General features: G+C 63.0%; 27 protein-coding genes. 19 read left to right on the top strand and 8 right to left on the bottom strand.

Features of this window, described 5'->3' with window-relative positions; translation table 11 throughout:
* Positions 1-199: 199 nt before the first annotated feature.
* A complete protein-coding gene (locus tag CIW53_RS15770; protein WP_149365658.1) occupies positions 200-856 on the top strand; it encodes an ABC transporter substrate-binding protein in 657 nt (218 codons plus the stop codon).
* A gap of 62 nt (positions 857-918) precedes the next feature.
* On the opposite strand, the gene CIW53_RS15765 is transcribed toward CIW53_RS15770, so the two are convergent.
* Entirely contained in the window at positions 919-1,338 is a 420-nt protein-coding gene (locus CIW53_RS15765) for a hypothetical protein (protein WP_149365657.1), read from the bottom strand.
* 231 nt (positions 1,339-1,569) lie between these two features.
* On the opposite strand from CIW53_RS15765, the gene CIW53_RS15760 reads away from it, so the two are divergent.
* Positions 1,570-2,070, top strand: coding sequence for a nuclear transport factor 2 family protein (locus CIW53_RS15760; protein WP_242451939.1), 501 nt, complete (start codon positions 1,570-1,572; stop codon positions 2,068-2,070).
* A 172-nt stretch (positions 2,071-2,242) separates the two neighbouring features.
* On the opposite strand, the gene CIW53_RS15755 is transcribed toward CIW53_RS15760, so the two are convergent.
* Complete coding sequence (locus CIW53_RS15755; RefSeq protein ID WP_149365656.1) at positions 2,243-3,325, bottom strand: hypothetical protein; 1,083 nt, start codon at positions 3,323-3,325, stop codon at positions 2,243-2,245.
* Between the two features lie 376 nt (positions 3,326-3,701).
* Here CIW53_RS15755 and CIW53_RS15750 point away from each other — a divergent pair, with 376 nt between their 5' ends.
* The 4 genes from CIW53_RS15750 (at position 3,702) to CIW53_RS15735 (ending at position 7,402) form a co-directional block, all read left to right on the top strand.
* Positions 3,702-4,202: a hypothetical protein gene (locus tag CIW53_RS15750; RefSeq protein WP_149365655.1), complete on the top strand. Its 501-nt coding sequence runs from the start codon at positions 3,702-3,704 to the stop codon at positions 4,200-4,202.
* A gap of 254 nt (positions 4,203-4,456) precedes the next feature.
* Positions 4,457-4,981, top strand: a complete 525-nt coding sequence (locus CIW53_RS15745) for a hypothetical protein (protein ID WP_149365654.1) — start codon at positions 4,457-4,459, stop codon at positions 4,979-4,981.
* A 14-nt stretch (positions 4,982-4,995) separates the two neighbouring features.
* Complete coding sequence (locus tag CIW53_RS15740; protein WP_149365653.1) at positions 4,996-5,406, top strand: hypothetical protein; 411 nt, start codon at positions 4,996-4,998, stop codon at positions 5,404-5,406.
* A gap of 367 nt (positions 5,407-5,773) precedes the next feature.
* On the top strand, positions 5,774-7,402 hold the full coding sequence (locus tag CIW53_RS15735) for a cyclic nucleotide-binding domain-containing thioredoxin-disulfide reductase (RefSeq protein ID WP_149365652.1): 1,629 nt from the start codon (positions 5,774-5,776) through the stop codon (positions 7,400-7,402).
* 119 nt (positions 7,403-7,521) lie between these two features.
* On the opposite strand, the gene CIW53_RS15730 is transcribed toward CIW53_RS15735, so the two are convergent.
* The 3 genes from CIW53_RS15730 to CIW53_RS15715 all read right to left on the bottom strand — a co-directional run bounded on the left by CIW53_RS15730 (position 7,522) and on the right by CIW53_RS15715 (position 9,950).
* On the bottom strand, positions 7,522-8,166 hold the full coding sequence (locus tag CIW53_RS15730; protein ID WP_149365651.1) for a hypothetical protein: 645 nt from the start codon (positions 8,164-8,166) through the stop codon (positions 7,522-7,524).
* A gap of 463 nt (positions 8,167-8,629) precedes the next feature.
* A complete protein-coding gene (locus tag CIW53_RS15720) occupies positions 8,630-9,358 on the bottom strand; it encodes a DUF4440 domain-containing protein (RefSeq protein ID WP_149365650.1) in 729 nt (242 codons plus the stop codon).
* 181 nt (positions 9,359-9,539) lie between these two features.
* The gene (locus CIW53_RS15715) at positions 9,540-9,950 is read right to left on the bottom strand and encodes a VOC family protein (protein WP_149365649.1); all 411 of its coding nucleotides are present in this window, start codon (positions 9,948-9,950) and stop codon (positions 9,540-9,542) included.
* Positions 9,951-10,239: 289 nt separating this feature from the next.
* Here CIW53_RS15715 and CIW53_RS15710 point away from each other — a divergent pair, with 289 nt between their 5' ends.
* The 4 genes from CIW53_RS15710 (at position 10,240) to CIW53_RS15695 (ending at position 13,534) form a co-directional block, all read left to right on the top strand.
* Positions 10,240-11,160 (top strand): hypothetical protein, encoded by a 921-nt coding sequence (locus CIW53_RS15710; protein WP_149365648.1) that lies wholly within the window; start codon positions 10,240-10,242, stop codon positions 11,158-11,160.
* Positions 11,161-11,356: 196 nt separating this feature from the next.
* A complete protein-coding gene (locus tag CIW53_RS15705; protein ID WP_149365647.1) occupies positions 11,357-11,755 on the top strand; it encodes a hypothetical protein in 399 nt (132 codons plus the stop codon).
* Positions 11,756-11,796: 41 nt separating this feature from the next.
* Positions 11,797-12,174, top strand: coding sequence for a hypothetical protein (locus tag CIW53_RS15700; RefSeq protein ID WP_149365646.1), 378 nt, complete (start codon positions 11,797-11,799; stop codon positions 12,172-12,174).
* A 148-nt stretch (positions 12,175-12,322) separates the two neighbouring features.
* Positions 12,323-13,534: an MFS transporter gene (locus CIW53_RS15695; RefSeq protein ID WP_149365645.1), complete on the top strand. Its 1,212-nt coding sequence runs from the start codon at positions 12,323-12,325 to the stop codon at positions 13,532-13,534.
* Between the two features lie 44 nt (positions 13,535-13,578).
* Here the strand turns inward: CIW53_RS15695 and CIW53_RS15690 are convergent, their stop codons facing one another.
* Positions 13,579-14,091: a DUF1697 domain-containing protein gene (locus tag CIW53_RS15690; protein WP_149365644.1), complete on the bottom strand. Its 513-nt coding sequence runs from the start codon at positions 14,089-14,091 to the stop codon at positions 13,579-13,581.
* Positions 14,092-14,302: 211 nt separating this feature from the next.
* Here CIW53_RS15690 and CIW53_RS15685 point away from each other — a divergent pair, with 211 nt between their 5' ends.
* Positions 14,303-14,617, top strand: a complete 315-nt coding sequence (locus CIW53_RS15685) for a hypothetical protein (RefSeq protein WP_149365643.1) — start codon at positions 14,303-14,305, stop codon at positions 14,615-14,617.
* 18 nt (positions 14,618-14,635) lie between these two features.
* Here the strand turns inward: CIW53_RS15685 and CIW53_RS17710 are convergent, their stop codons facing one another.
* Complete coding sequence (locus tag CIW53_RS17710) at positions 14,636-14,788, bottom strand: hypothetical protein (protein ID WP_172969695.1); 153 nt, start codon at positions 14,786-14,788, stop codon at positions 14,636-14,638.
* On the opposite strand from CIW53_RS17710, the gene CIW53_RS18095 reads away from it, so the two are divergent.
* Together CIW53_RS18095 and CIW53_RS17985 are read left to right on the top strand one after the other, a co-directional pair.
* Positions 14,787-14,912, top strand: coding sequence for a hypothetical protein (locus CIW53_RS18095; protein ID WP_277949642.1), 126 nt, complete (start codon positions 14,787-14,789; stop codon positions 14,910-14,912). The genes CIW53_RS17710 and CIW53_RS18095 overlap by 2 nt on opposite strands.
* 179 nt (positions 14,913-15,091) lie before the next feature.
* The gene (locus CIW53_RS17985; RefSeq protein WP_242451938.1) at positions 15,092-16,045 is read left to right on the top strand and encodes a hypothetical protein; all 954 of its coding nucleotides are present in this window, start codon (positions 15,092-15,094) and stop codon (positions 16,043-16,045) included.
* 66 nt (positions 16,046-16,111) lie between these two features.
* On the opposite strand, the gene CIW53_RS17980 is transcribed toward CIW53_RS17985, so the two are convergent.
* Positions 16,112-16,309, bottom strand: a complete 198-nt coding sequence (locus tag CIW53_RS17980; RefSeq protein ID WP_242451943.1) for a hypothetical protein — start codon at positions 16,307-16,309, stop codon at positions 16,112-16,114.
* Here CIW53_RS17980 and CIW53_RS15675 point away from each other — a divergent pair.
* From CIW53_RS15675 to CIW53_RS15650, 6 genes are all read left to right on the top strand, one after another.
* Positions 16,224-16,871 carry a sulfite exporter TauE/SafE family protein gene (locus CIW53_RS15675; protein WP_242451942.1) on the top strand — a complete coding sequence of 216 codons (648 nt, stop codon included), beginning with the start codon at positions 16,224-16,226 and terminating at the stop codon, positions 16,869-16,871. The genes CIW53_RS17980 and CIW53_RS15675 overlap by 86 nt on opposite strands.
* A 134-nt stretch (positions 16,872-17,005) precedes the next feature.
* Positions 17,006-17,521 carry a DUF3016 domain-containing protein gene (locus CIW53_RS15670; RefSeq protein WP_149365641.1) on the top strand — a complete coding sequence of 172 codons (516 nt, stop codon included), beginning with the start codon at positions 17,006-17,008 and terminating at the stop codon, positions 17,519-17,521.
* A gap of 74 nt (positions 17,522-17,595) precedes the next feature.
* Positions 17,596-18,255, top strand: coding sequence for a thiopurine S-methyltransferase (locus CIW53_RS15665; protein ID WP_149365640.1), 660 nt, complete (start codon positions 17,596-17,598; stop codon positions 18,253-18,255).
* Positions 18,256-18,783: 528 nt separating this feature from the next.
* The gene (locus CIW53_RS15660; RefSeq protein ID WP_149365639.1) at positions 18,784-20,130 is read left to right on the top strand and encodes a hypothetical protein; all 1,347 of its coding nucleotides are present in this window, start codon (positions 18,784-18,786) and stop codon (positions 20,128-20,130) included.
* A 278-nt stretch (positions 20,131-20,408) separates the two neighbouring features.
* Positions 20,409-21,989: a M28 family peptidase gene (locus tag CIW53_RS15655; RefSeq protein WP_197736677.1), complete on the top strand. Its 1,581-nt coding sequence runs from the start codon at positions 20,409-20,411 to the stop codon at positions 21,987-21,989.
* Positions 21,990-22,080: 91 nt separating this feature from the next.
* Positions 22,081-22,302 carry a TonB-dependent receptor gene (locus CIW53_RS15650; protein ID WP_149365638.1) on the top strand — a complete coding sequence of 74 codons (222 nt, stop codon included), beginning with the start codon at positions 22,081-22,083 and terminating at the stop codon, positions 22,300-22,302.
* The last annotated feature ends 50 nt before the right edge of the window (positions 22,303-22,352 follow it).

Here is a 22,352-nt window from a genome sequence, read left to right as displayed (position 1 = left end):
CGAAGCACTTGTGCGACGATGGTCGAGCACGCGCTTGAGCGAGCTGATCAGTCAGCTGCGACACCCCAGTCCACAGCTACTGGATCAGCTGGGGGTTCCGACATGAAAAACGTGGGGAAACCTCAGACTCTGACCCCTGTTTTTCTTGATTGGGCGCGGAAGAAAAGCCATCCGTTTCAACCAACCGACGTGAGCGAACATGAAACCGTTACGAAATTTTTTCATTGCCCTGATTGCGATTGGCTCGTTTGCATCTATCACGCCTGCCAACGCCCAGGAAGCACCGGACGTGCTGATCAAGCGTATCAGCACCGATGTGGTCGAATCCGCGAAAGCGGATCAGGAGATCCACGCCGGCAATCAAAAGCGCGTGCTCGATCTGGTCGAAAAAGAAATCCTGCCGTATGTCGATTTCCAGCGCATGACCGCACTGGCAGCCGGGCGCTACTGGCGCCAGGCGTCGCCGGAACAGCAAAAGCAACTGATTGCTGAATTCCGCGCATTGCTGGTCTATACCTATTCCGGTGCAATTTCGCAGATCAGGGAGCAGACGCTTGAATTCAAGCCGCTGCGTGCCGATCCGTCGGCTACGGAGGTGGAAGTGCGTTCACAAGTGATGCAGACGCGCGGTGAACCGGCTCAGCTCAGTTACCGCCTTGAAAAAACGCCGGCAGGCTGGAGGATTTTCGACGTCAACGTGCTCGGTGCGTGGCTGGTACAGACTTACAAGAGCACGTTCGCCAGCGAAATCAGCAAATCGGGAATCGACGGGTTGATCAAGACGCTGTCGGAAAAAAACAAGCGCCTGGCGGGAAAAAACAGGAGTCAGAGTGCACTTTTAGAAAGTCGTCTCTGACCCCGATTTCGGCTGGCCCCCGATTTCGGCTGCAGGGGAGCAGGTCAGACCGCCAGACGCACTTACCTTTGATTCGCACTCCAGGTGCCCTTTCCGGTTTTTTCCATTCCCGCACACGACCACGAACCCGAAGCGCGAGCGCCCTGTGGCTTGCCGGTTGACGACTGGAAGATGCCAACAAACTTGCATTTGATTTCGGCCACCCCGAGCGAACCGCTGAAAGTCGCCGCGCCCGAGGAATCCACGGAACCCGCGCCCTGACCGGGATCCGTCACGGTCATGTCACCACTCGCTACGGAAAAGGCGACGGATCCCGTCGCCGGCTCGCCCGCGAAGGAGCCACTGTACGTGCCACGATACGAACCATCGTACTTGCTCTTGGCGGGCGTTTGACCGAAAGCAGTTGCGCTGGCCGCGAAGATGGCGACGGTCGCGGCCACGTACAGAAGCGAAGGCATTTGGTACCCAATGATCTTCATCATTCATCCTCCAGGCTGTGATTGCGCGGCAACGTGGTCATTCGAAGCTCTGAAAGCACCGAGGCACAATATCTATCCGCATACCCATCCGTTGGTTCGTGCAGCGGTCCGAGGAACATCTTAAGCTTCCATAAGCCGTCGGGAAACGGGGTCGGCAAGGAACGGGGGTTACCCTTTCGCCGCCCCAAAACAGGGGTCAGCGCGCACTTTTGTTGAACTGCCAAGGAAATCGACGTGAACAAGATCGCTCTCTTCTTCGGCATCATGCTGGCCGTCACGGCGGCGAGCGCGCAGGCAGCCCCGGGCGCGGACAAGAGTGCCGCTTCAGCAGATGCGCTGACCAAGACGGTGTCCGGGCTGGATTCCGAATTGTTCGATGCCTTCAATCATTGCGACACCCCCGGTGAACTGCAAAAGCATGCGGGTTACCTGGCGAAGCGCCTTGAGTTCTATCACGACAAGGGTGGCGTGACCTGGACGCGTGCCGCCTACCTCGCCAACACGCAAAAGAACGTGTGCGGACATTTCCGGCGCGAACTCGTCCCCGGCAGCCTGGAGATTTTCCCGATCAAGGATTTCGGTGCGATCGAGCAAGGCTGGCACAAGTTCTGCGACCTGAAGACCGATCAATGTTTCGGCGAAGCCCAGTTCCTGATCGTCTGGCGGCACCGCGCCGGGAAATGGGAAGCGACCCGCATCTTCAGTTACGGACACCGCGCGATCGTGTCCAAGTAGTACACAGGAACGAGCAGGAACAGGGTCTGAGCAGGAACGGGGTCAGGCTGAGATGGCCCGGCTTTTTCGGACACGTTAATCAAGCACTCGTCGCCTCGTGCATGCCGTGCTGGTCGCCGTGGATGGATTGCCGCTACTGCAGGCCGTGGTGTGAAGGCGCTGCCAGGCTTGTTCAACCTTCCTTCCAGTCGTCCCGTATTCTCAGCCCCGCGAACGTCGTGGCGAAAACACGGTCAGTGGCACGATCCTCCATCGCATTGTCCAGCACTGGCACGATGGGCAAATCGAATTCGCGCGAGCAAGCCTTGATCGCGTCGATCAGCTGATTGCCGTGATAGAACCGCATTTGTTGTTTTTCCGCTTCCCCCATCCATTCCTGATCGAGCATGGCATCGACCAGGCACAGCTGGCCAAGCTTCCGTGCCACCTTTACGAAGATGCCCGTGGGTTTGATCTTGGTATTGAACCAGGTGGACGTGCCAAGCAACACGATTTCGTTGTAGTTGCTGCATTCCCCTGTTCCCAGCGTATTTTCAATGATCTGCCCTGGCGTGGATGCCTCGAGTTCCACGGCGAACGCGCGGTTGTTCGCGCCCGAGGGAATACCTTGTTCGCGCACCCGCGCCGTCTGCGCCTGGTCGTTGGGAAACTGGATGTCCCTGGACGCCATGCCGAACAGGTTCCATAGCGGCGCGTTGATCACGAACCCGACCGGCGACGCCGACGGGCATTTCGCCTGGCTGATCAGGCCTGTACTCAGCAACAGGTTCTGGATGGCAAGCGGGCTCTGCAACAGGCGCAGCGCCGGTCGTGCCAGCACCATGCCCTCGCCGAAGCCTTCGGCGAGGTAGAACGGCTGCCAGTCCACGTCGTCCGCCCTGACCGACTTGAAGATGCTGAAACTGTGGATGAGCATGGGCTTGCCGGCGCCGCCTTCCACCTGCGGATTGAAGGTCTGCGTATAGCCCCAGCCATTGGCGCTGGCGGTGAGCACCTCGCTGCACAAAGCGCGGAAGTTGTTGCGGATATCGCGATCCGTCGTTTCGAGTCGTGGCCATCGCCCCGGTACGCAGTCGTTGCGGAACAGAAGGTCGATAAACACGTAGGCTCGAAAGTTCAGGTCGTTTTCCGGATCGACGTACTTTTCCAGCAAGGGTCGCTTGATATCCGCCTGCTCGTTGTAGCGCGCCTTGATTTTCAGGGCTGCCGGCACACCAATGACGCGGCGAACAGTGGCTTCGATATCCTCGTACATGCGCGTTCCTTGTAATGCTGGTTACGGATAGCCGAAGGCCCCAGGCGCGGAGCCCGGTCGATGAGGCTGCATCCGGCGAGATTACAACATGCGCTTGATGCGGCCATTTTCCCGGCATGAACCCGCAAACCAAGAATGGTGTCAGGGACAATTTAAATGCGCACGGGCCGTCTGGTTGACCGTTCCGAACTGTCCCTGAGCCCCCCTTTGTCCTGGTTGATACATCAACAAAAAATTGTGTTGCTTTGAGTGACTCTCGACTTCATTCCGCTCGTGTAAAGTAGGCCGGCGCCAGTGGGTTCTCGACCTACGCGCAAGGCCCCGGGGGAGAGCTGACGAGAGCCAGCGACGGGGGAAACTCAAATGGGGGAGTTCAATGCGTTATTTTCTGATACTGGCGGCCCTGTGCCTGTCTGGCTGCGGGACGATGAAGTTCACACCTACCGAGTACCCTCTGCGCGCCGGACTGATCGCGCCGATGCCGGTGCATGGAACGGCCGAGGTCTCGAACGGGCAGGCGGATGTTGGACCGGTCATCGTGTACTCCTATGGCGGCTCGAAATTGAGCTCGGATCTGCACGCCATTACCGAATTGATGGTTCAGCAAACCAGCAAGGAGTTGTCCAAGGCCGCACAGCCTGCGCCCGGCGAACCGAAGACGATCGAGCTCAAGGTCAATTCGCTACTCAGCAAATATTCCGTTTTTCACTGGAATAGCAACATGAACTTCGAAGCCAGGCTGGGAAATGGCGAAGTGATTTCCATGACGGTTCCACATACGAGTGGCATCCTGGCGCAGGACCTCAACGGCTGTGTTGCAGAGGGCGTCATGAAGCTGCTTAATGACCCGCGAGTACGTACTTACCTGGCTCAGTGAGCGATGGGGCATCGCCAGACCGAAAGGGAGGCGCAGGGGATTGGTTTTCCATAATTCCCTGCACCTCCCTTGATCAGTCTGATCGGAGGCTTTTCCGGGAGTGCGATGCGTCGGGAGCCGGTGCTGATTCACCGATGCCCTACTTGTTTGAATCGAGGATATTCGAAGAGCGGGTGAGTTGAAGCTGTTTCATTTTGGAGGAAGACGCCCGGCGCTTCCTTCGCAGAACTTCCGAAGATGCACGCAGATTTGCCTTGAGTCTGCTGCAGTCCGTCGACAATAAAGGGGGAGCCATGTTTCGATGGAGTGGAACCAGGTTACGCGCACGAAGCACGGCACGGTATGCGGCAGTGTTGTCGGCAGCGCTTGCCGTTGGCGGGTGCGCTACCGGTTATAAGGACATACATCACAGCATCCCTTTGTTCGAGGCGTTTGGCGGGGGTGGCTACTGGGACGAACCGGGCCCGGGAGAATTGACCAAGGTGGGCTTTGCTGCCAACGGCCATACGGACAACACGGTGGTGGTCACCTATCTGACGTGGCGCTGTACCGAGATTGCAGTCCAGCGGCACAAGCCGTTCATGCGGATCTATCCGAGTCTGGTTTCGGCGGTGCGCAATCAGCCATCGACGGATATCAACGTGGCCAACATCATGGGTGGTCCCGCGGACTGGGTATTTGTCCTGTTTGATGACCAATACGTACCCGGTGATCTCGATGTCGCGAAGGTACGGGCGCAATTGTTGCCGCGGATGAAGGCTGGGGAGGTGGCTCCGTGACGAATCCTCAGCGTATGGCCATACCGGCTTTGCTGGTGTGCGTTCTGGCCGGATGCGTCGGCCTGCCTTCCTACCAGCCTCCGGTCGACGCAGCGATGGTGGATGTGAAGTTGTCGCCCAACATGCGCAACGACACCATGACCCTGTGCGTGGATCGAACTTGCTACAGGGCACATCCCAGCAAAGGGCATCTGAAGGTCCCTGCCGGGAAGCGCGTAATGCTTTTCCGCAATTTTGTCGCGGGTGGGTATCAGGTCACCTACTCGTGTCATCCAGGTGTGAGTTTCCAGACGCGGGGCGATCTCGCGTATTACGCCGATTTCGAAATTCGAGCAGATCGCTGCGGTTTCCTGGTCTTCCGACTTGATCCAACCAGCCGGATCGGAGTTGCCTGGGAGCCAACCGAGAGGCTGACCAAAAGCTGAAAAGCGCGGCCTGAATCGAGGTGAGGTTCACTTGCTGGGGCTAAGTGGGTTGGGGCGGGATCCGTTCCTACCTTGGCCCAAGCAGGTAACGACGACGCGCGTGCGCAGCGCGGGCCAAGTGGGCGAAAAATGGGGGCAGCTTCATTTACTGGCGAGCGCCCCGTCGACCACCGCTCGCAGCTGTACAGGGGTGCCGGGCAGAGCAACGGGCCATCGTGGCCTGCCCTCTCCGCAGAAGCCTGATCAAGGGCCAGAAGCTGCGGGGCCTCATCCCCGGCGGCAGCGTTATGATCGCCCCATGTGATTTCCCCGATAGCCGTCCATTCGGTTGGCGACGTGCGGGAACGCATCGCAAAGGCGGAATTCCATGGAATCGATCGGCGACGATTTGCGAGTCATGCAGCGTACCCCGCTGGCTCCCGCTCATGTTGCTGCGTTGCGTGAGGCGGGTACGCAGGTGGTCTACGCGGCCGGCAGCTACCTCGCGCGCCCGGGGCAACTGGCCGATCGCTTCGTGTATGTCGTTGATGGCGAAATCGAAGTCGTCAACGCCTACACCGATGAGCGTCATCTGCCATCGACGTTGGGGCCGACCCAATTCATGGGCGAGATTTCGTTCCTCAACGGCGGCACCGTATCCATGCCGATGCGCGCCGTGCGCGATACGACCGTGATCGAGGTGCCACGCGCCACGATGCTGACGCTGATGTCCCAGATTCCCGAGATGTCGGACATCGTCATCACAGTGTTCTCTGCGCGCCGCCGCCGTCAGATCGAGCAACGCGACAGTGCGCTGGTCCTGATCGGCGAAGAGCTCGACCGCGACGTCCGTTGCATCGCCGAATTCGCCCATCGCAATCGCATTCCCTACAGCTCGTTCGAGCTGGGCAGCGCCGAGGCGAGCGCCGTGGCCGCCACGTGTTCGCTGCCGCCGGATCGTCCCGCGGTCATCTTTGGCCGGGATACGCTTGTCGTCGATCCCACGCCGGACAAGGTCGCGCGTCTGCTCGGGCTCAACCTGGATCTGGTCGACGACGAGGATTTCGACGTGTTGATCGTCGGCGGCGGCCCGGCGGGTGTGGCGGCCGGGGTCTATGCAGGCGCCGAGGGGCTTGGCGCGCTGGTGACCGAGGACATCGCCATTGGCGGCCAGGCGGGCACGTCGAGCCGGATCGAAAACTACATGGGTTTCCCCACCGGTATTTCCGGCGCCGACCTGGTGTGGCGCGGCGAAATCCAGGCGATGAAGTTCGGCACGCGTTTCGCCATGCCGCGTCGCGTCGCGCAGCTCGAGGCGCTGGCGGACGGCAGCTTCTGCGCCACCTTCGACAACGGCAAGCGCATCCGGGCCAGGGCGGTGGTGGTGGCGACCGGCGTGCAATATCGCCGTCTGCCGATCGAGCGGCTGATCGAGTTCGAGGGCGCCGGCGTGTACTACGCCGCGACCGAAATCGAGGCCCGCTACAGCAAGGGCACGGAGGCGATCATCATTGGCGGCGGCAATTCGGCCGGCCAGGCGGCGATGTTCCTCAGCCGGACAGCGAGCCGGGTGCGTCTGCTGGTGCGCGGTCGATCGTTGGCGGCATCGATGTCGAGTTACCTGTCGAGTCGGCTCGAAGCGGAGCCGACGATCACGATCGAATACGGCGCCGAAGTCAGCGCGCTGCACGGCAGCGACCACCTGGAGGCGGTGACGATCCGCAACACCGCGCGCGGCAGCGAGGAAACGGTGCCGACCCGGGCGCTCTTCGTCATGGTGGGCGCCGCCCCCAATACCGACTGGCTGGCGGATCTGGTCAAGCTGGACGACAAGGGCTTCGTGCTCACCGGCGAGGCGGTGGGCGCAACCTCGCCGTTCGCCGCCTCGCTGCCGGGCATCTTTGCGGTGGGCGACGTGCGCAGCGGCTCGGTCAAGCGCGTGGCTTCGGCCGTCGGCGAGGGATCGGTGGTGATATCGAAGGTCTGGGAATTCGTCGATCGTGGCGGCCGAATCTGAGCGGCGCGACGAAGGAAGAAGGCGTCAGGGACAAGGTGAGTGCTTCGGTGGTCGTCTTGTTGACCATCCCGGATTGTCCCTGGCACCTTTTCGCGACGTGGAGCGCCCGATGGCTGCTGCTAGGCCAGACCGTATCTCTCCAACGTCGACTTGAACTGCCCGCTGTTCTTGTTCTGCAACCAGCCACGAAATGCCGGATCGGAGCGCGCAAACGAGATTAGCCGCTCGTCCTCGTAGGAGCCGTCGAAGTAGGTGCCATTCGAGTGGCCGACCAGATTCTTGTGGGTCACACGCTGGCTGGTCATGATGTCGTTGAGCTCCAACTGCTCCTCACTGTCGACCGAGCTCGCGGTGAGCAGTGCCGGATCGCTGTAGTGAGCGCTAAGAAACAGATTGACCGACGTGGCGTCGTAGATCAGCCGCATGCCGCCGCCGATGACGTTGTACTCCACGTAGCGCTCGGTGTTGACCGCATCGACGGGGTATTTGGATTCCGAGTTCATGTGGAACGGCGTATCGGGACGCACGCCGGCAGCCTTGAACGACTTGATGAGGAAGACCACCACGTTGCTGTACTTCAACGTCTTCAGCAAGGACAGGTCGATCACCGGATAGACGATTCCGGTGATTGTCTGTGTTCGGTTGACCAGTCCGTAGACCTGCCGATGGACGTGGTCCCGCTTTTCCTTGTCCGTCTTGTAGTCCTGCTCGTACGCCGACCGGATGTTGCTATCGGCAGCCTTGTCCAAATCCTTCACTGGCATGGTGGTTCCTTCTGAGGCAGGTGGTCCATGGGGTTCCTTGCGCCGGGCGAGATTACCGGGAAACTGGGGCAGGCGGGAAACAAGGAAACCGCCGAAACCGGGACGGAGGGACGGAGGAAGTTAAGTGCCCACGGGCTTGATTTCGGCTCGTGCTGGATGCCCGGGCCGACGCACGCTCATCGGGCGACCAGCGTCTTTTCCGCCATGGCCTGAAGGCGTTTGCTTCCAAAGGCACGTTCTTGCTGCGGTGCTGGCGAATGGCAATCAGTTCGTCATCACCGACGCCTTGTTTGACCGATGTTCGATAGGCTTCGGCACGCACCGGTGCTGTGGCAAAAAACGGGGCCCAGGTTCATTTGCTGGCGAGCGACCTGTCGACCCCCGACTCAGCTGAACGGCCCAGGGCCTCAGGGTTCTGACGCGCGTTCTTCTCCGCGACCCGGACTAACCGCTGCCTATGCGCTCAGCTGCGCGTGAAGTGCTGCAGGTCGTGGCCGGCCCGGCGGACGTCGAACCCGGTGATGCGGCCATCGGCGTTGCGGGCGAAGACGAACCGCACGCGCGGCGAGCCGGCGCGGAACAGGACGTCGCGGGCCTCGGCCAGCATCGGCACCGGCTTGTTGTCGCGACCGATGATGACCAGGCCGCTGCCTTGTCGCTCGATGCGCATCGCATGGCCGGGAGCTTGCTGGTAGGTGCCGACATACGGGTCGAGTTCGCCCACCGCCAGCTGGATGTGCGGCGGTTCGACCGGCACTTCGATGGTCTGGCTGGACACCATCTTCCAGCTGCCGCGTTTGCGCAGCCAGACTTCGGTGGAACGGAAGCTGTCGTGCGCGATCTGGCCGTAGCGGGCGAAGGTGGCGTTGTCGATGAAGCTGGTCACGGCAACGTCGCCGTGCAGCGCGACATGGAAATCCGACTGGACCAGGGTGTTGTGGGTGCCTGCGGGCGGCGGCGAAGCACCGGCGACGATATCGTGCTTGCTGGACAGCGTGCCGTCCTCGCCCATGAACACCACGTCGGCATCGAGCAGCTTGTCCAGCGTCTTGGCGTCGCCACTGGCCGAGGCATCGGAGAACGCCTGCGAGAGGCGGGCGATCGCGGCGGGGTCCGTCTCGGCGGCCTGCACGCCAGCCGTCGACACGAGCGCCGCGACCAGCATGAAACCCTGCATGCAGCCCTGGCGCATCGTGGCATCTCCAAGGGGAAGGTGGCGAAGTTTAGGCGCACCGTCGCGGAATCAACGCGTGCAGGAAGTCATGCGATGGGGGCAGCGGGTCAGGATCCTTTGCAAAGCAAGGGGCGGAGGCGATCAATTCGAATTGATTCCCTCCGCTCCCTTGCTCCCGCGATTATCGTTGGGCCTCTTTTCAGCCGGCGGCTGGAATCGCCGCCGGATCCATCCACAACGCCGCCCACATGTGTCCGTCCGGATCGGCGAGGTCGCGGGTATACATGAAGCCCAAGTCCTCAACCGGGTTCACATCGGCCTGTCCACCGTGGGCTGCCGCGGCACGATTCATCGCATCGACGGCGTCGCGGCTTTCCAGCGCAAGCGAGAGCATCGACGCGCAGGTCCCGGCCGGCGGGAACGGCCGCTGCGTGAACGTGCGCCACTTGGCGTGCGTGACCACCATCACGTAAATCGCCTCGCTCCACACCATGCAGGCGCCGGTGTCGTCGCTGAATTGCGGGTTTTGCTCGAATCCCAGGGCCTTGTAGAACGCGATCGAGGCGTTGAGGTCGGTGACCGGCAAGCTGACGAAAATCATCTTTGTCATGGGGTTTTCCCGTTGGTTGTCTGAGGACTTGAAGTCTCTACGCGGGTGGAGTTCCATCAGTACGACGATCAACCAACGCCTGAATCGACAACGGCCAGGATCGGCATCGGGGCGACTCGATGCATCTGGGGAATCCGGCCTGGTTCTTTACGCGCGCAACACCGCAACTGAAGCCACTCCGATGCGGTCGAGGTCGCCGGCCGCTGGAGGACGAGCGATGACCAACGGCATATCGACCCCATGAGCAAGCCCTTGCAGGATGGATGTTGGCCTTCAACGAGATCGAAGCATGACCACGCAAGCGATACTGCTCCTCGCCGCCTCGGCGCTGACGCTCGTTGCCGCGCCCTTGGCGTTGCTGGTGGCAGGTGCCGTGGCCGGCCGACGCACCCGGAACGCGCGCGGCGCCGTCGCGGGAGGCTGGCGTTGCACGGCATTGTCGACGTTGCTCTACGTGCTCGCGTTCAACCTGACCTTCTTGATCCAGGAACTGTTCCTGGTGATTCCCAAGGCGCTCACGCCGGGCCTGCGACCAACGCTCTTCCACAACAATCACACTTGGGAAGGCACGAGTGCGCTCGCGAACCTGTTCCAGGGCACCGGCGCGCTGGCGACCGTATCCATCGGGCTGTTCTGCCTGTGGTTGCTCGGACGGTCGCGCACGCGATCGGACGAGGTCCGGTTGTTGCTGTACTGGATGGCATTCTGTGGCTGCTTCATGGCCTTGCCCCAGATCGTCATCGGGGCGCTGAGCCCGGGCAGCGACATCGGCATGGCGATGAACTACTTCGCTCTGGGCGCCGCCGCGCGTACAGGTATGGCTGTCGTTGCGCTGGTCCTGATGCCCTTCATCGCGCTGCAACTGCGGCGCCCGGCGCTTGAACTGGCCGCCGTGCCGGCGCTGATCGACGGGTGCCGCGCCCGCATGCGCTTCGTGTTTTTCGTCGTGACGTTGCCGGCGCTGCTCGGCACCGCGCTGGTCATCCCGTTCCGCCTTCCGCGCGAATGGGTAGAGGTACTCGGCGTGCCGGTGCTGGTGGTGCTGGCTGGTGTGCCATGGATACAGGCGGCGAGCTGGCGCGTGGACAAGCTCCAGGCCAGCGGATCCGGTGCGACCAGGGTCAGGACGCTTGCCCGCGTGCTTGCTGCGGTCGTGGGCTTGTTGCTCGTGTTCCAGATCGTTCTGAGACCGGGGATCAGGTTTTATTGAGAAACAGGACGACCTTCGGGATCGGTCTGCAAGCTTGTGAGGCGCCTGGCAGGCCGCAACGGGTCAGGGATCTCCAGTTTGGCTGCCGCATGAATTTGCGATTTGACCAAATGCCATCGCGCTCGGTAGAAAGCTGATGGCCGGGCCTCGCAAAGAGCAGTCCGTCGCCACCAACCAACAAGGGGGAATCCGGGTAATGAAAATGCAATCAGGAAAGCTCGTCCTGGCCATCTGCGTGCTGGGCCTCGCCGCCTGTTCGGCAACGCCCACAAAGCCCAGCGATGGCACGCCGAGCGTGGTCTACGACAAGCCCGAGGCGCAGGTGCAGAAAGCTGCCATCGATGCCTTGACGGACAATGGTTTCGTGATCAGCAAGTCCGACGCAGAGCTGGTCGAAGGCGCCCGTCCGCACAAGATGGGTGCGATGGTGGGGTCGGGTGGCGAGTCCGCCGGAGTCTGGCTTTCTTCGATGGGTAGCGACAAGACGTCCGTGAAAGTGAGTACCGCGAAGTCGCTGCTTGGCATCGTGGGCCAGAAGGACTGGGACAAGGACATCATCATGGCGATGGACAAGAGCCTGGGCCCGCACGAATAACAGCGGACGGGCGCGAGTTCCGAGGGGAGATCATGGGCAGAATGACGTACGTGGTCTTCCCCGCATTCGCCCTGTGCGGCTGCGTGGCCACGACCGGCAATTATCGGGCGCTTGCCGAGCGATATCCGGCGCGGTCGCCGGACTGCTCCATCGAGATATTCAAGGATGTAACGCCGGATCGGCCCTTCACGGCCATCTCGCATTTGAACGTGCATCTGGAAAAGACCTTCTTCATTCCTTCCGACTTTGCTTCGGCTGTCGGAGAGTTGAAACGCCAAGGCTGTTTGTCGGGTGCCGACGGCATCGTCAACATCCAGGAACGCCACTCCAGCTATCTGGAGACGCGCATTTACAACCTGTCTGCCACGGGCATCCGATTTGATCGCGAGACGGCACCGGATGTTGATCGGGCGAAATAGGGCCACCGTTGCGCCGCCGCCCACTCCGATACCGGTTTTTGAGCAGTACGGGAAGCTTGGCGTACAGTCACCTCTTTCCTCCTGTTCCCGCTGCCGCCGGAAGCGTAGCTGCCGACAGCGCAGCGCGTGCCCTGCCTGACTGCCGCCCATGCTGACCAGTATTCGTTCCTCCATGCCGCTGCTGTTGAGTACCGCATTCCTGTTGATGGGGGTGGGCTTGCTGCATACGCATATCGCGTTGCAGGGGCGGGGGCTCGGCTTTTCCGTGGCCATGATCGGTGTGCTGACGTCGGCTTATTACGCCGGTTTCCTGGTCGGCACCTACACGATTCCCCAGCTGACCCACCGCATCGGCCACATTCGTACCTTTGCGTTTTGTGCGGCGTTGCTGACCCTGGTGGTGCTCATACAGGCGCTCGATCCGGCGTATGGGGTGTGGCTTGTCCTGCGTGTTCTGCAGGGCATGATGCTGGTCGGCTTGTACGCGATCATCGAAAGCTGGTTGAACGCTGCCTCCGACCCCAGGCATCGCAGCTCGGTGTTCGCGATCTACATGATGGTGAATCTCGGTGCCAGCGCGACGGCGCAGCAGTTCCTGCGCATTCGCGGTGAGGGCTTCGTGCTGTTCTGTGTCGTCGCGATCCTGTTCTGCATCGCCAGCCTGCCGGTCGTTGCAAGCCATCAATCGCAGCCACAGCTTCGCGCGATGCCCAAGGTACAGATCAGACGCCTGTTCCGGCTGGCGCCTACGGCGCTGGTGAGTGCGCTGCTCTCCGGGCTGGCGCTGGGTGCGTTCTGGGGCTTGCTGCCGTTGTATGCCGTGGCCCGTGGCCTCGGCGTCGGCGGCATCGGCACTTACATGAGCGTTGCGATTGCCGGTGGCGTGGTGTTGCAGTGGCCGCTGGGCCGCTTTTCCGACCGCATCGATCGCCGTCTTGCGCTGTCGCTGATCAGCGCCACCGCGGCGCTGGCGGCGCTGGTCAATTTGTTGTTGCCGAACATTGGTGCGGCGGCGATGGTGGTGATTTTCGTGTTCGGCGGCATGAGCTTTACGTTGTACCCGATTGCCGTGGCGCACCTGGTCGATTACGTGGACCGCGACGAGCTGTTGGCGGCATCCAGCACCGTATTGCTGGTCAACGGCGTCGGCTCGGCGGTGGGGCCGCTGGTGGCGGGAGCCCTCATGAACCTGCTGCAGCCGCAACTGCTGTTTGTCTGGTTCGCGGTGCTCGACCTGATGATTGCCTCTTATGCGTTCTACCGTTTCATCCACCGCAAGCGCGAAGTGACATCGGACGACAATTTCGTGCCGCTGGTGAACACGACGCCGAGCTCGCTGGATTTGCACTCCAGCGAGTAACGGGGCCTGGCGTCCGCGACATGTCCGGTTTCATGGCGCGATGCCTAACGTGCGGCGGAAAGCTCCACCAGCTTCGCGATGGTGTTGATGTTGCGCGCGGTGCCCGCTTTCGCCGCGGGAATCGTCAGTCGCGAGTCGGCCATGCCGTCGCCGTAGTGCACGTAGATTTCGCGCTTGCCGCGGGCGAGCCGCTCCAGCTTCCGATGCCTGACGTCGTCCAGTGCGCTGGCGGGTGGCGCGTCGTCGAGGAAGATCGCCACCACGCGATTGCCCGGCTCTTCCGGAAAAGGATTGTCGGCCAGGACCTGGGCCATCTCGGCCGCACTGCGTATCAGCACGCCGACCGGCTTGCCGGCGTAGTCGTGCAGTTGTTGCTCCAGTTTCTTCTTCACCGGGGATTCGCCGAGCTCGCTCGTGAAGAGCACGTTGCCGCTGGCGATCCAGGTACGTACATCCATGAAGCCGGCGGCTTCGCACATGGCCTTGAGTTCGCTCATCGGCAACTTGCCGGTGCCGCCGACATTGACGGCGCGGAGCAGGGCTACGTACTGGGTCATCGTTGTGTCGTTCCAAAAGTCGGGGACGGAAATGGGCCGCGGACATTCTCCCGGTTTCCTTGCCCGAGGTCAGGCAACCCTGGCGTGGGCCGGCGTCTGGGCCGGCTCGGCGGGGTGCCATCACGGGATCGGCGGCAAGACTTTCTCGGCCGGAGCAGGCACGATTGACTGACGCCAGCCAGGCGCTGGTGCAACAGGCAAGGAGGGCGGCGTGTCGATCGGATGGACTTTGCTGGGCACGTTCGGCCAGCTGATGCTGGCGTATTTCCTGTTCATGCTCGTGGCTTTCTCCGCAGGCGGCCTCGTCAGCGGTGGCCGGTTTTGGCGGGTCCAGGTGAAAGTCCTGGACCTGTCGTTGTTCGTGCTGCCGGGCACTTGTGCGTTGAGTGCGGCGATCGTGTTGTACCTGCATTGGCGTGGCGGCAGCGCGCTGTCGTACTGGTGGCATGCCCTGCCAGTGGCGGCGACAATGCTGTACCTGGCTTACCTGCGCATCCTGGTCCGCCAGTCGCGCCGTGGTCGGTGACTGCAGAAACGTCGGCCTCTACTCCACCTTCAACAGCGCCAGCGCCTGATGTCTGGCTGACGCGCGAAGCGACTTGCGCAAGCCCGGGTCGTTGGTCGTGCGTGCCAGCACCATGCCGCCCACGCAGAGGGCCACCATCGTTTCCGCGTGCGAATGGCGCCGCTCGGACATGCCGTTGGCCGATTTTCCCCACGTCGTACGCTGGCTCGACCGCCTGATGGACATTCCCGGCTGGGCCGAGCGGCGGCCAGCCCGGGTACCCGGCGAGCAAGCACCGGTGCTGGCGAACGCCTGAAGCCAGTCGGAGAAACCGTGACAACCTTGCCGCGTTTGGCGAATCCACGGGCGCGGCCAGGCTGGGCATGGAGCATTCGGTCGACGCGACCCTGACCGTCGAACAGGCCTAGCGCACACGAAAGGCCAACTGCCTGACCTTCACCCTGCTGACCGTCGCATTGGGCGCGCGAGTCCGGTTTGCAGGCCTACGGGCAGGAGCTTGACGGCATCGTGGCCTGGCGCGTGGACGACAACATGATCTACCGGTCCAACCACGTCGCCGCGGGAATCAGCATTGGTCGCTCGCGCCTCACGGTGGACGTGGCGCGGGATCTGGTGATCGCGCGCGATCCTGCTGGCGCTCTACTACAACAATCGCGCGCCGAACTGCTTGCCGGCGCGTCGCCGGTGGCGGCCGCGCCGTACATGGCCATGGCCTTGCAACTGGCCCCGCGCTATGCCGGCCCTTGGGGCAATGCCGGCGTATGCGCCAGTGGCACCATTGCACAGGCGCCTTTCGGACCCTGGGCCTTCGGCGGTTACCCTAGGGGCATGAACAAAGCATGGAGTGTCACGGCGTCGCGCCGTCTTGGTCTCGCCATTCTGGGCGTGGGTTTGTCGATCGTGGGTGGTTGCGCCACCGCGCCGCCGCGCAACAGCGGGAATATCTGCCAGATCTTCGACCAGTACCCGGGCTGGTATAGCGACGCCCGTGCGACGCAGAAGCGCTGGGGAACGCCGATCAACGTGCTGATGGCGTTTGTGCAGCGCGAGTCCGGTTTTCGCGAGAAGGCCCGGCCCAGGCGGCCGCGGTTTCTGTTCATCCCGCTGCCGCGTCGCTCCAGTGCCTACGGCTACGCACAGGCGCAGGACCCGGTGTGGAAGGCGTACCGAAAGGCCACCGGTCGCTGGTTCAAGAGCCGGACCGACATGGATGATTCGCTCGATTTCATCGGCTGGTACACCGACCGCATCCACCGTGAACTGGGCATCTCCAAGTGGGACCCGAGGCATCTGTACATCGCCTACCACGAAGGCATCGGCGGCTACCGCACCGGCCGCTGGCGACATGAGGACGGCCTGCTGGAAACGGCTGCTGCCGTCGACCATCGCGCCCGCGAATACGGTGCCCAGCTGCGACGTTGCAGATAGCGGAGCAAGGCGCGACGTTGAAAGTGGCCGCGTTCTTTGGCGAGGCAAGTCGGTATGATTCGGCCGTCATCGCATGACCGGACCAGACAGGATGATTTTCAGTTGGACGACGGCCGGCGTGCTGGCGGTACTGTTTCTTGCGACATTTGTCCGCTCGGCATTCGGATTCGGCGAAGCGCTGATCGCGGTTCCGTTGCTTGCCTTGATCATGCCGGTGGAGGTGGCCGCGCCGGTGGCGGTGCTGATCTCGGTGACGGTCGCCATCGTTGTTCTGGCGCAGGACTGGCGTCACGTCCATGTACGCAGCGCAGGGTGGCTGGTGCTGTCGACGCTGGCCGGAACACCGTTGGGCTTGCTGCTGCTCACTCGCATGGACAGCGCGATCGTCAAGGCCTGCCTCGGCGCGATCATCATGGCGTTTTCGACCTACTCCCTGCTCAAGCGACATCGCGCCGCTCTGAAAGACGACCGATCCGCCTGGGTGTTCGGGTTTGCAGCAGGCGTGCTTGGCGGTGCCTACGGCATGAATGGTCCGCCGCTGGTCATGTACGGCACGCTTCGACGGTGGACGCCGCAGCACTTTCGCGCCACGTTGCAGGGTTATTTTCTCCCGGCAAGTTTGATGGCGCTGGCGGGATACGCGCTGGCGGGTCTGTGGAAGCCGCTGGTGACCCGTTACTACCTGATGGCGTTGCCGATGGTGATCGTGGCGATCTTTCTCGGACGGCTTGCCAATGGCCGTATGGACGGCCAGACATTCCTTCGTTTGGTGCATGTCGGGCTTGTTGTCGTGGGTGGATTGCTGGTGCTGCAGGCTGCGGTATGACGATGCCGCTCCGAGCCGGCCGCAATTTCCGGGCCAATGTAAACGGAGAAAGTTCATCGGGATGGCGGGTTTTTCCGATCCGCCTCTTGGCCCGGACGTATACTGAACATCCGTACCGTTCCGGGAGATCCGTCATGAAATCTTCCCTGTTGCCGCGCCTTCTGTACGTCGTTTGCCTGGCCTTCGTTTCCGTCATGGCGCGGGCGGCCACTGCTCCGGACAACGTCGACGTCCACTACAAGGACCCGCAGCACTTCACCGAGGCAAGGCGCAGTTTCGGAAGGCACATGATCGGTGCCGACGCGTATCTGGAACCACTCAAGGCCTACATCGCCCAGCGCGCTTCACGCATCCTGGCGCCAGGCCAGCGGCTGGACATCGAGGTGACCGATGTGGATCGCGCCGGCGAGTACGAGCCTTGGCGCGGGCCGCGCTTCGATGACGTGCGCATCGTCAAGGACATCTATCCGCCGCGCATCGAGCTGAACTTCACGCTGTACGGTCCCGACGGCAACGTGCAGCGCAAGGGCCATCGCAAGTTGCGTGATGCGGGCTTTCTGAGTCACAACCTGGGTGCCGATCAGGATTCCCTGCGCTACGAGAAATCGTTGATCGATCTCTGGCTGCGCAAGGGTGCCGACAAACTCTGAGGATTGTCCTGGCCGATGGTGCCGCGTCAGGATCACGCCATGGCCCGACACGACCTGACTGCAGGAGGCACGCGATGGATCCCGACTTCTGGCATCAACGCTGGCGCGAAGGCCGCACCGGCTTTCACCAGAATCGGCCCACGCCGTTGTTGCTCAAGCACTGGCCGGCGCTTGCGCTCGCACCCGGCAGCCGGGTGTTCGTGCCGCTGGCCGGCAAGTCGCTGGATCTTGCCTGGCTGGCAGCGCAGGGTCATCGCGTACTGGGCGTGGAACTGTCGCCGCTGGCGGTGGCACAGTTCTTCGACGAGCACGGACTGACGCCGCAGGTGCACGAATCGCGCTACGGCCGTCACTATCGTGCCGGCGACATCGAACTGATCTGCGGCGACGTGTTCGGCCTCGATGCCGATGCCTTGGCCGGTTGTGCCGCGGTGTACGACCGCGCCGCGCTGATCGCCTTGCCGCCGGAGCTTCGCCTGCGCTACGTGCGCGAACTGCATGCGCATCTTCCCGCCGGTTGCAGCGCACTGCTGATCACGCTGGAGTACCCGCCGCACGAAAAGCAGGGCCCGCCATTCGCGGTGCTCGAAGCCGAGGTGCGCGAGCTCTACGGTCGTAACTGGTCTGTCACGACGCTGGAGCGCCGCGACATCCTGGCGCAGCAACCGGGATTCGTCGCCGAAGGCGTGACCGCGCTGGAGACAGTGGCGTACCGGCTGTCGCGAAAAGCCTGAAGCGTGCAAGCGCAGCGATGAGGTTCTCGAGCAGCCGCTGCGCCGCGTGAACAGTCCCGGCGAGTCGCACGCCAGGTCGTGCGGACTGGTGCTGCGCCACGTCTTCCTTGTTCAGCCAGCTCGGCGTGGATGTCGGCGCGACCGATCTGTCCGCGCTGATTTCGGAATCGGCTGATCCAGGGAGTCGCGTGTCAAACGCCGACATGAGAAGATCCCGGCCTCATGATCGCCTTGCGGGGCGGAGTGCCGCGGCCGTGCCATGTGCCGGCGCCGCGAAGGCTTCGTGGCGGTCGACACCGATGTATGTGATGCATATCTCATCGCGCCGATGCGCTTCGCGGGAAGGTTGCAGTCGGCGCGTCGGGGATGCGTCCAAGGGGAAATCGAAAGCAGTCCACCTGCACCCGGCGACGAAGTCGCCGGCAGCCGGTTGATGGCCGGTCCGGGGCCGGTTGCTGTCCGGACACCGACGCACACGGGCGCAAGGCCCGTGTGAGGGATGAAACGTTCATACAGGGGAGTTGGATCATGCACATCGTTCGAGGCAGGTTGACCGGTGCCGTCGTGGCATTGGCATTGTGTGCCGGCGCGGCCAGCGCCGGCACGTTTCCGGACTTCGGCTACCAGCCGCCGTCCAGCTACACCGGGCCGATCTTCAAGCTCAGCCAGAATTACCCGCAGAAGTTGCCGAGCGGCCCGCTGCCGGCGTTCTTCAAGTTGCTGCCCAGTCCGCTCAGCAACGATTTCGAAGCGTGGCGTCCGTACGCGGAGGCGGTGAAGCAGTACTGCCTCGAAGGCAATGTGGAAAACGACTGGTACGTGCAGAAGAACACGGTCCGCCACTGGTACCACGCGCCGTGGCAGCACTACGGGCCGCTCGGCCGCGAGGGCATTCACGGCCTGACCAAGGAAGCGCAGATCCAGTCGAAGCAGCTGGCGCCGACGCAGACCACCACCGGGCAGACCTTCGCCGTGGGCATCTACAACGACATCGGCGGCTACACCTTCGGCCAGGTGTGGAAGAACCCGCAGGATCCCGATCCCTCGTTCACCTCCAAGCCGAACAGCTTTCACGACGGCACCGTGGTGTGCAAGCCGCTGTTTGCCGACGTGGACCTGAGCCAGGTGCCGTTCCTGGTCAACCCGGTGCTGTGGCAGGCGTATGTCACCGACAGTTTCGATTCGGCCAATCGCGAGATCAAGCCGGTGGCGCTGATCCAGATGGATTTCGCGGTGCGCGACTCGCGCATCCCCGGCACCGGATGGATCTTCGGCACGTTCCAGTACAACGGCGCGGTCACCGGCAAGCCCGGCTGGGACAACCTGGTGCCGGTCGGCGTGATGTGGGGCAACGACCCGGAGGACACCGGCGACAGCTATACCAACAAGCAGCCGACGGTGACGAAGATCAACCCGGATCTCAAGGAAACCGCGATCAACGCCAAGCCCGAATTGCCGCCTACCCATCTGGGCTGGAATGGCCGTCTGGACGGCCCGGTGGACAACCCGGTCAGTGCCTGCATGAGCTGCCACATGACGGCCGAAAGCCCGCAGTTGTCGCCGATGAACCCGACTTTCCAGGCACCGGACAAGGTACCGCCGGTGGGTTCGAAGGAGTGGATGCGCTGGTTCCAGAACGAGATGGCCGGTACGCCGTTCGACGCGGCGGCAAAGAGCACCGATTTCAGCCTGCAACTGGCGGCCGGCATCGCCGACTTCTATGACTGGAAATGCAACCAGGGTGGCGTATTCGCCGAGGGTGGCAACGCCTGCGAGCAGGCGCGCAACTTCCGGCTCAAGCTGATGAAGTCGAGCAAGCCGCCGGCAAAGGTCTACAAGATCGAACGTGACCAGGTGCTCGAAGAGCTGCATTGATCCGGTTCGTTCCCGACCGACGACGCCAGGCCCGGCGAAAGCCAAGCCTGGCGTCCGTTTGAATCGCCTGGCCGCGTGGCCGCACCGATCACTTCGAAGCCGGTGAAGCTGGCTGACATTGCCAGGCGGTTCGTTGCCGCGCTGCCGTTCCGGGCCGACGCCAAAGCCGGCCTGCGCAAGCGGCCGCGAGTGCTATAGCATCGAGGGATGTGGCCAGCGTGAAGACGAGGGCCTTGTACTCGCGCCTGTCGCGCGGATTCCTGCTTGCGGAGGCAACCTTGAAAACGGCAACCCTCAAGACGGCTACCTTCTTCATGCTGTCGCTGGCGACTGCATGGCCCGCAATGACGTTGGCGGGGGCGCATTCGCCGACCTCGCGGCTGCATGAGATCAGCGATCCCGACACGCGCGCCTGGTGGCAGGCGACGCAGGCGTTGTCGGACGATGCGATGGAGGGGCGCGATACCGGTTCGCCGGGCCATGACCGCGCGGCGGCGTTGGTGGCGAAACGTTTTGCCGAAGCGGGTTTGCGCCCGGCAGGTGACGACGGCTCCTGGTTCCAGCGGTTCCGGCTCAATGACCTGCGGGTGACCCCAAAAGGTTCGCGCATCGCCGTCGGCAAGACGCCATTGCGCCTGCTTTACGACATCACGCTGCGCCCCTCGGCGGGGATGCCGACGCGGCTGGATGCGCCGATGGTCTTCGCGGGTTATTGCGCGGCCGATGCGCTCGGCGACGTGCGCGGCAAGGTGGTGCTCTGTTACGGCTGGCGCCGCGCCGGTTTGACCACGAGTGCGCAGCGGTCCGGGGCGGTCGAGGCGGCCGGTGGACTGGGCTTGATCACGCTGGCCGATCCGGGGTTCACCCTGGAGCCGACGCGCTGGCCGGCGGCCTATGCCCGAACGATGACGCCGGTCGATGCACCGACGTCTGCGGCCGGTCGGATGCTGGTGGCCACCCTCAACCCGCAGGCGCTCGCCGCAGTGATCGCGGGCACCGGGCAGGATGCGAAACAGATTCTGGCGCTGGGCAGCGCCGGCAAGCCGCTGCCGCGCTTCGATCTGCCCGGGCGTTTTGAAGCGCAGCTTCATCTGGAGCAGCGGGTGGTGACCTCGGCCAATGTGCTGGGCGTGCTGCCGGGTACCGATCCGAAGCTGCGCGACCAGTACCTGGTGTTGTCGGCACATCTGGACGGCTATGGCCACGGCGAGCCGGTGGATGGCGACGACCTCTACAACGGCACGCTCGACGACGCGGCCTATGTCGCGCTGCTGGAGCGGCTGGCCACGCGTCGGCATGGCAAAGGCTATCGTCGCCCGGTGCTGTTCGCGGCGTTCACCGGCGAGGAGAAGGGGCTGCTCGGCAGCCGCTACTTCGTGGCCCATCCCACGGTGCCCAGGCGCGCGATCGCCGCCAACATCAACCTCGACCAGGTGCGTCCGATCTTCCCGCTCACGCGACTGACCGTGCATGCGCTGGACGACAGCACGCTCGGCGATACCGTGCGCAAGGTGGCGGCGCGTGACGACATCGTCGTGCAGCTCGATCCCGAGCCTGAGCGCAACCTGCTGCGTCGCGCCGATCATTGGTCGTTCGTGCAGGCGGGCATCCCGGCGACCGGTTTCGTGTTCGGCTATCAGCCCGGCACCGACGCGGAAAAACGCTACCGCCACTGGTACGACGTGCAATACCACCGCCCGCAGGACGATCTGACCCAACCGATGAACTGGCCCGCCGCCCGCAAGTTCAACCGTTTCTTCTATCACCTGGTGGCGGCGGTCGCCGATGCCGATGCCGCCCCGCAATGGAAACCCGACAGTCCGCTGCCGCCGCGGGCCGGAACACGCGCAAGTCCGTGAATCCACCCCCTCATGGCTGGTTCTGGAACGCAGGCCGTTCAGCGACGGCAGAGGACCATGGGTCGCGCAAGCAAGCGAAGAGGTTCCAGCCATGACCACGATCTCCGGCAAGACGAAGAGCGGATTCACCTACGAAGGTGATTACGAGCAAGCCAGCGCGGGTCGCATCCTGTGGACAGCGACATTCCGTCGGGATGGCGGCTACGCCGGCATGCGGCACGGCCGCCTGCATGACATGCGGGATGTGTCGATGACGGCGCTCGATGACCTTGTGAAGGTCGACATCGAATCGACCTGGACCGACGCCACCTGAAACCATGGCATGCGCGGTCCGCTGCCGGCCGATTGCGTGGCCGGGGCTGG

The sequence above is a fragment of the Rhodanobacter sp. T12-5 genome, from assembly GCF_008329435.1.
Lineage (GTDB): Bacteria > Pseudomonadota > Gammaproteobacteria > Xanthomonadales > Rhodanobacteraceae > Rhodanobacter.
This window is presented reverse-complemented; position numbering and strand designations above follow the sequence as displayed.

Bases quoted from the DNA above. Each gene is read 5' to 3' on its own strand.
- CIW53_RS15690 (WP_149365644.1), bottom strand. From the start codon at position 14,091: ATGACCCAGTACGTAGCCCTGCTCCGCGCCGTCAATGTCGGCGGCACC.
- CIW53_RS15720 (WP_149365650.1), bottom strand. From the start codon at position 9,358: ATGCGCCAGGGCTGCATGCAGGGTTTCATGCTGGTCGCGGCGCTCGTG.
- CIW53_RS15770 (WP_149365658.1), top strand. From the start codon at position 200: ATGAAACCGTTACGAAATTTTTTCATTGCCCTGATTGCGATTGGCTCG.
- CIW53_RS15755 (WP_149365656.1), bottom strand. From the start codon at position 3,325: ATGTACGAGGATATCGAAGCCACTGTTCGCCGCGTCATTGGTGTGCCG.
- CIW53_RS15705 (WP_149365647.1), top strand. From the start codon at position 11,357: ATGAAAATGCAATCAGGAAAGCTCGTCCTGGCCATCTGCGTGCTGGGC.
- CIW53_RS15660 (WP_149365639.1), top strand. From the start codon at position 18,784: ATGCACATCGTTCGAGGCAGGTTGACCGGTGCCGTCGTGGCATTGGCA.
- CIW53_RS15650 (WP_149365638.1), top strand. From the start codon at position 22,081: ATGACCACGATCTCCGGCAAGACGAAGAGCGGATTCACCTACGAAGGT.
- CIW53_RS17710 (WP_172969695.1), bottom strand. From the start codon at position 14,788: ATGTCCGAGCGGCGCCATTCGCACGCGGAAACGATGGTGGCCCTCTGC.
- CIW53_RS15735 (WP_149365652.1), top strand. From the start codon at position 5,774: ATGGAATCGATCGGCGACGATTTGCGAGTCATGCAGCGTACCCCGCTG.
- CIW53_RS17980 (WP_242451943.1), bottom strand. From the start codon at position 16,309: ATGGCGACCGTCACCGAGATCAGCACCGCCACCGGCGCGGCCACCTCC.
- CIW53_RS15670 (WP_149365641.1), top strand. From the start codon at position 17,006: ATGAAATCTTCCCTGTTGCCGCGCCTTCTGTACGTCGTTTGCCTGGCC.
- CIW53_RS15665 (WP_149365640.1), top strand. From the start codon at position 17,596: ATGGATCCCGACTTCTGGCATCAACGCTGGCGCGAAGGCCGCACCGGC.
- CIW53_RS15750 (WP_149365655.1), top strand. From the start codon at position 3,702: ATGCGTTATTTTCTGATACTGGCGGCCCTGTGCCTGTCTGGCTGCGGG.
- CIW53_RS15765 (WP_149365657.1), bottom strand. From the start codon at position 1,338: ATGATGAAGATCATTGGGTACCAAATGCCTTCGCTTCTGTACGTGGCC.
- CIW53_RS15740 (WP_149365653.1), top strand. From the start codon at position 4,996: ATGGCCATACCGGCTTTGCTGGTGTGCGTTCTGGCCGGATGCGTCGGC.
- CIW53_RS15730 (WP_149365651.1), bottom strand. From the start codon at position 8,166: ATGCCAGTGAAGGATTTGGACAAGGCTGCCGATAGCAACATCCGGTCG.
- CIW53_RS18095 (WP_277949642.1), top strand. From the start codon at position 14,787: ATGCCGTTGGCCGATTTTCCCCACGTCGTACGCTGGCTCGACCGCCTG.
- CIW53_RS15710 (WP_149365648.1), top strand. From the start codon at position 10,240: ATGACCACGCAAGCGATACTGCTCCTCGCCGCCTCGGCGCTGACGCTC.
- CIW53_RS15700 (WP_149365646.1), top strand. From the start codon at position 11,797: ATGACGTACGTGGTCTTCCCCGCATTCGCCCTGTGCGGCTGCGTGGCC.
- CIW53_RS15715 (WP_149365649.1), bottom strand. From the start codon at position 9,950: ATGACAAAGATGATTTTCGTCAGCTTGCCGGTCACCGACCTCAACGCC.
- CIW53_RS15695 (WP_149365645.1), top strand. From the start codon at position 12,323: ATGCTGACCAGTATTCGTTCCTCCATGCCGCTGCTGTTGAGTACCGCA.